General features: G+C 68.8%; 7 protein-coding genes. 2 read left to right on the top strand and 5 right to left on the bottom strand.

Features of this window, described 5'->3' with window-relative positions; translation table 11 throughout:
- Together E3O50_RS19285 and E3O50_RS19280 are read right to left on the bottom strand one after the other, a co-directional pair.
- Positions 1-330: J domain-containing protein (locus E3O50_RS19285; RefSeq protein ID WP_166790993.1), on the bottom strand; the 330-nt coding region annotated here is incomplete at its 3' end.
- On the bottom strand, positions 327-821 hold the full coding sequence (locus tag E3O50_RS19280; RefSeq protein WP_166787389.1) for a hypothetical protein: 495 nt from the start codon (positions 819-821) through the stop codon (positions 327-329). The genes E3O50_RS19285 and E3O50_RS19280, both read right to left, overlap by 4 nt.
- Positions 822-1000: 179 nt before the next feature.
- Here E3O50_RS19280 and E3O50_RS18595 point away from each other — a divergent pair, with 179 nt between their 5' ends.
- Positions 1001-1690, top strand: coding sequence for a hypothetical protein (locus E3O50_RS18595; protein ID WP_134449649.1), 690 nt, complete (start codon positions 1001-1003; stop codon positions 1688-1690).
- Between the two features lie 150 nt (positions 1691-1840).
- On the opposite strand, the gene E3O50_RS18590 is transcribed toward E3O50_RS18595, so the two are convergent.
- Positions 1841-2656, bottom strand: coding sequence for an ice-binding family protein (locus tag E3O50_RS18590; RefSeq protein ID WP_134558392.1), 816 nt, complete (start codon positions 2654-2656; stop codon positions 1841-1843).
- A gap of 423 nt (positions 2657-3079) precedes the next feature.
- Between E3O50_RS18590 and ppsA the strand changes: the two genes are divergently transcribed.
- Positions 3080-5470, top strand: coding sequence for a phosphoenolpyruvate synthase (ppsA, locus tag E3O50_RS18585; protein WP_134449647.1), 2391 nt, complete (start codon positions 3080-3082; stop codon positions 5468-5470).
- Positions 5471-5493: 23 nt separating this feature from the next.
- On the opposite strand, the gene E3O50_RS18580 is transcribed toward ppsA, so the two are convergent.
- Both E3O50_RS18580 and E3O50_RS18575 read right to left on the bottom strand, forming a co-directional pair.
- Complete coding sequence (locus E3O50_RS18580; RefSeq protein WP_134449646.1) at positions 5494-5841, bottom strand: hypothetical protein; 348 nt, start codon at positions 5839-5841, stop codon at positions 5494-5496.
- A gap of 136 nt (positions 5842-5977) precedes the next feature.
- Complete coding sequence (locus tag E3O50_RS18575; protein ID WP_134449645.1) at positions 5978-6196, bottom strand: hypothetical protein; 219 nt, start codon at positions 6194-6196, stop codon at positions 5978-5980.
- Between the last annotated feature and the right edge of the window lie 2 nt (positions 6197-6198).

The raw sequence follows: 6198 nt of genomic DNA, 5'->3' as shown, positions 1-6198 counted from the left end.
CGGGCCCGCGGACGCGGTGGCCGGGCCGGACGGAGCCGCGGTGCTCGCGGGATCCGGTGCCGCGGCCCGCCGGGCCGCAGCGGGTGCGCGTGTCGGCGGTGCGGCATCCGTGCGCTTGCTCGCCACCCGGTCGAGCTCGCCGTAGAGCACGTCGCGTGCGGCGGACATCCGCACGAATTCGGTGGTCGCGGCCGCGATCGTCTCCGCGGAGGCACCGGCGAGGAGGTCGGGGTGGTGCGTCCGCGCCTGCTTGCGGAACTGCTTGTCGATTTCGGCGCGGCTCGCACCCGCAGGCACGTTGAGGACCTCGGCGGCGATCTCCGGGGTCATGACAGCGGGCCGAACGAACGGAGGTACTTGTTGTAGGCCAGGCGCTGCAGGGTGTACTTGTACTGCGGAGCGAGGGCGCGAACCCGGTCCAGCAGGCCGTCGTCGATCTCCTTCAGCCGGGAGCCCGCGCGGATCGTCAGGATCGGGCCGGCGACGATCGCCGCGACGAATACAAGGAAGAGGGGGTTGTGGGTGACCGCAAGACCGAGCACGGTCAGGAGCAGGCCGGCGACGAAGACTCCGACGCCGATCCAGAGGGACCGTTTCGCCGGGGCGAGGTTCTCCTCCGCGAAGCGCGTCCAGCCTTCCTCCGAGCGGGTCCAGAACACCCAGCCGGGAGGCGCGGGGGAGCACTCCGGAACCGGCGTCCATCCGGCAGGGGGCTCCCAGCCCTGGTTGCCCGCAATCCAGTCGAGGGTCGGCGTCGGCCACCGCGGCGGGCGCTGGAACTCCAGCGGCAACGGGTCGGGAAGCGTGGGGGCGTCGGCCATAGACCCAGATTAGTGGCATCGACGCCGGCTTCGGTCCCCTGAATGGGTGGCATGCCGGGGGACATGGTCCGATACCCGCCGAGAATAAGTCCCCTAAAAAGGGGACACGGGCCCCCCGCGTATGCCACTATGTGTTCAGCATATTAATGCAGACGGCTACCCGACCCGAAAGTTCCACCATGTCCCACTGGTTTACCCGAATTGCTGCCGTCACCGGTGTCGCCGTTCTGTCCCTTACCCTCACCTCATGCACAAGCGTCGCCGCCCTCGTCGGCTTCGCGCCGATCGACCAGGCCAGCCAGGTCTCGGCCTCCGCCGCGCCGACGGCCACCGCTACTCCGCTCGTCTTCAACTCTGTCTTCACCGACATGGGCTCGATCCACCCGACGATCCAGCTCGCGCCCCAGCTCGAGCTCCAGCTCGACATGTGGACGGAACAGAAGACCCACGAGTGGTACACGGACAGCGACAAGCGTTTCTCGTTCGTGATCAGCGTCTTCGATCGCTCGCAGGCGCCTGAGGCCGCTTTCGGTACCAAGCGCCACGTCTACATGTCCAACGTCACGGTCACCGCAACGACGACCACGGCGAGTGGCGCGAGCACGACGCCGTTCGTGCTCAACGTGAACCCGATCGCCGCAACGCTCGACCCCGAGGCACTCACGGGCCCCGGCGGGCTGCTCGTCACCTCGCCGAAGGGCGGCTTCCAGCTCGAGTCCAACTCGATCGGCGTGCTGACGCCGGACACCTACGGCCTGACCCTCGACTTCGCGATGACGATCGCCGGTGAGGCCACGGCCGGCGGCGGCGCGACCGTCACCCAGATCGTGCACCAGTCGATCCCCGTCGCGATCTTCAAGCGCATGTAACAACTGCATGAACAAGCGCCGGCACCGCACGCCGGCACGCCAGAAAGGCCCGGAACGGCGAAATCGCCGCTCCGGGCCTTTCCTGTTGTACGGGCCTTTCTCGGTGTGCAGACCCGTAGGCTCACCGCGGCGGATGCCGCAGCGTCCGATCTACAGGGCGGGCTCGGTGACCGTGTTCTTCTGCAGGGTGACCGCGGTCTGCGACAGCAGGCGACCGTCGACCGTCGCGCCGGTCTTCAGGGCGACGAGGGACTTGCCGAGGACGGTGCCCTCGAAGTGCGCGGTCGTGCCGACCGCGACGGACCCGGCGGCCTGCCAGAAGACGTTCTTCGCGAGCGCGCCGCCGGTGAGGGTGACCCGGGTGGCGGATGCCTGGGTGATGTTGCCCGAGATCTGGAAGATGAACACGTCAGTGGGGCCGCCGTTGAGGGTGACGTCACTCGTAATCGTCACGCCGGTGTTCCACTTGTAGAGCCCGGGAGCCAGGGTGAGGCCTCCGATCTCGCCGGCGCCGAGGTCGATCGCATCCGGCAGGGTGCGACCGGCGGCATCGGTGTACGCGGTGCCCATGTCGCCGACGGCGGTCGTGAGCAGGCTCGGGGCGGTGATCTCGCAGGCGGGGCCCGCGGCATCCACGGAGTAGATCAGGCCGGTCACCTCGGGGCAGCTCAGGTGGATGGCGGCACCGGTGATGGGGCTCGCCCCGACGCTTCCCGTGATTGCCGAGGCGTAGACATCCGTCACGCCCGTCTTGGAGAGGATCGCGAAGGTGCCGGCGAGGCCGAGCGAGACGGGCGCGCGCACGGAGCCGACCGGGACGGCGGCGGAGGCGGAGCTGGCCCCGGTGGTGGTGGCGCCGACCGTGCCGACCGCCGCGAGGGCGATCGCGACCAGGAGGACGGGCAGCCACTTTCGGGCCGGCGTGGTGGTACTGGTTTCGGTGGGTGTCTGGTCGAATGCGGTCATGGTGATTCCCTTTGTTCCCGTCAGCCCGGGTCCGCGACTGCGGAGCCGGGGCAGGGCCGTCGCACGCGGCGGTCCCCGGAGCTCCATCCGGGTTACGCTCGCTGGCGGAAGTGTGCCGGGAATGCACCTCTCCAGCCACCGGGGCAGACGGGTACCGCACCTGGAACAGGTGCCCTCAGTAGCTGGAATCCAACGAATCGAATCTGTCTAACCCCCAGACTAGGGCCAGAATCCGTCGGCCCTGGACCGGGGAGTGCTGTCCGGGTGAATTCGCGAGGAACACCCGGCGCCGGCGCACCCCTGCGCCCTCGACACCTGGGGCACTAGCCGCTGCCCTGACCTAGCAGTAGGTTGCCGAGAGCGGATGCCGTCGGCGCCACGAGACGCCGGGTCGCGGCTTTCGAGGTCGCGTCAGGAGTTGTCATGTCAGAGCGTCATGTGGTCTGGTTCGAAGAGATCGGCCTCGCCGACATCCCCCAGGTCGGCGGGAAGAACGCATCCCTCGGCGAAATGGTCGGCTCGCTCGCCGGCCAGGGGGTGCGGGTGCCCGACGGTTTCGCGACGACGGCGGATGCCTACCGCGCGTTCATCACGGAGAACGGGATCGAGTCGGCCCTGCGCCAGGCCCTCGACAGCTACCACTCCGGCGAGGCGACTCTGCGGGTCACGGGCGAGAGCCTGCGCGAGTTGTTCCTGAACGGGGAATTCCCCGAGGACACGGCCGCGGGCATCCGCTCGGCCTACCGGGAACTGTCTGCCCGCTCCGGGCAGCAGAACCTCGCCGTGGCGGTGCGGAGCAGCGCGACCGCGGAAGACCTGCCGGACGCGAGCTTCGCCGGGCAGCAGGAGACCTTCCTGAACGTGACGGGGGAGCGGGACCTGCTCGCCGCCTGCCGCCGCTGTTATGCGAGCCTGTTCACCGACCGGGCGATCAGCTACCGCGAAGTCAAGGGCTTCGACCACCTCGACGTGGCACTCTCGATCGGGGTGCAGCGGATGATCCGCTCCGACCTGGGCGGGTCCGGGGTGATGTTCTCGATCGACACCGACACCGGGTTCCCGGGTGCCGCCGTGATCAGCGCGGCCTGGGGACTCGGCGAGACCGTGGTGCAGGGCGCCGTCGACCCCGACAAGTACCTCGTGTTCAAGGCGCTGCTCGCCGACCCCGGGCTGACCCCGATCATCGAGAAGACCCTCGGCGCCAAGGCGACCAAGATGGTCTACGCCGCCGGCGGCAGCGCCCGTACCCGGGTGATCGACACTCCGCTGCGGGAGCGGAACGCGTTCGTGCTGAGCGACACCGAGATCGTGCAGCTCGCCCGCTGGGCCGTGATCGTCGAAGACCACTACGGCCGGCCGATGGACATGGAGTGGGCCAGGGACGGCGTCACCCAGGAGCTGTACATGGTGCAGGCGCGGCCGGAGACGGTGCAATCGCAGGCGAGCGGCACCGTCTTCACCGTGAGCAGGTTACTCGAGAGCGGGCCCCTCATCGTCTCCGGCGTCGCGATCGGTGACAGCATCGCGACCGGAACCGCGTGCGTGATCCGCGACCCGGCCGACATCGACAACTTCATCGACGGCGCGATCCTCGTCACCGAGATGACCGACCCCGACTGGGTTCCGATCATGACCCGGGCATCGGGCATCGTGACCGACCACGGCGGGCCGACCAGTCATGCCGCGATCGTCAGCAGGGAGCTCGGCGTGCCAGCGGTCGTCGGCACCGGCACCGGAACCGACCTGATCCACAACGGCGCCGAGATCACGCTCTCCTGTGCAGAGGGCGACGAGGGCTTCGTCTACGCAGGCACCCTCGACTTCGAGACCGAGGAGGTGGACCTCGGCACCGTGCCGACGACGCGCACGAAGCTGATGGTGAACATCGCGAGCCCCGCCGCCGCGTTCGAATGGTGGCGGTTGCCGGCCGCGGGCGTCGGCCTGGCCCGGATGGAGTTCATCATCAACAACCTGATCACCATCCACCCGATGGCGCTCGTGCACCCGGAGCGGGTCACCGACCGGGCCGCGCTCCGGCGCATCCACGAACGCACCCGCGGCTTCGCCGACCCGCAGGAGTACTTCGTGCAGACCCTCGCGCTCGGCATCGCGAAGCTCACCGCGCCGTACTACCCCGACCCGGTGATCGTGCGGATGAGCGACTTCAAGACCAATGAGTACGCGCACCTGCTCGGTGGCGGAGCGTTCGAGCACACCGAGGAGAACCCGATGATCGGCTTCCGCGGCGCCTCCCGCTACTACGACGACCGCTACCGTGAGGGGTTCGCGCTCGAATGCCGGGCGATCAAGCGGGTGCGCGAGGAGATCGGCTTCACCGACGTGATCGTGATGGTGCCGTTCTGCCGCACCGTGGCCGAGGCCGACAAGGTGCTCGCGGTGATGGCCGCGAACGGGCTGACCCGCGGCGAGAACGGCCTGCAGGTGTACATGATGTGCGAGATCCCCGCGAACGTGATCCTCGCCGAGGAGTTCGCGACCCGGTTCGACGGCTTCTCGATCGGGTCGAACGACCTCACCCAGCTCGTGCTCGGCGTCGACAGGGACGCCGGCGAACTCGCCGGCCTCTTCGACGAACGTGACGAAGCGGTCAAGCGGATGATCAGCGAGGCCATTCGCAAGGCTCACGCCGCCGGGATCAAGATCGGCATCTGCGGGCAGGCGCCGAGCAACTACCCGGACTTCGCGGCCTTCCTGGTGCGCGAGGGCATCGATTCGATCTCGCTCAATCCGGACAGCTTCCTGAAGACGGCGGGCATAGTCGCCGAGGCCGAGGGGCTGCTCGACACCGTATGACGGCCGGCTCCTGCGGTGCGGCGTCAGCCCTTGCTGTCGTCGTACTGCTCGAGCACGGCCTGCTCGTATTCGTACTCGGCTGCCTCGGCCGCGGCCTTCGCCTTGGTCACCCGCTGGCTGATCGCGTGCTCCGACTTCTCCAACCGGCGCGCCTCGAGCGGGCTGGAGCTCTCAAGGAGGTCCTCGAGGGTGTCCGGGTCGAGGTGCATGGCCTCGATCGCATCGGCCTCCGACCGGGCGACGGCCGCCTTGCTGCGCAGCAGTCGCACCCGCGCATCCTTCGCGTCCTGCCGCTTCGCCGCCTCGGCGTTCGCAATGTCCTCGTCACTCCCGAAGCGTTCGATGCGCTTGTCCTGGCCAGTGTCACTCATGATGCCTCCCCGTCTCCGTGGCATCGTAGCGCGGCAGCGGCGATGGGGAAACGGCCCCGAGCGGGTGACGCCGGGTCGGGTGGCGCCGGGCGTCAGTGTGGAGTGGGTGGTGTGGCTGTCGCCGGTCCGGCGGGCGTCAGCGGCGCTGGTTGCCTCGGCCGCTGGTCCAGAGCCAGCGGGCCCTGGCGGTGGCGATTCCGCCGGCGGCGAGGGCGACGATCGCCACCGGAACCGCCACGCTCACGAAGGCGTTGTGGTTCACGGCGTTGAAGTAGAGAACCCCGAGCGCGATCGCACAGCAGACGAAACCGGCGATCCCGCACATCGAAAATGTCCAGTCCTTGAGGCTGCGCATGG

Origin of the sequence: Cryobacterium sp. MDB1-18-1 (genome assembly GCF_004402735.1) — a bacterium.
Taxonomy (GTDB): domain Bacteria; phylum Actinomycetota; class Actinomycetes; order Actinomycetales; family Microbacteriaceae; genus Cryobacterium; species Cryobacterium glucosi.
Note: the sequence above shows the minus strand (reverse complement) of the source record. Positions and strands in the feature narration are given on the sequence as shown.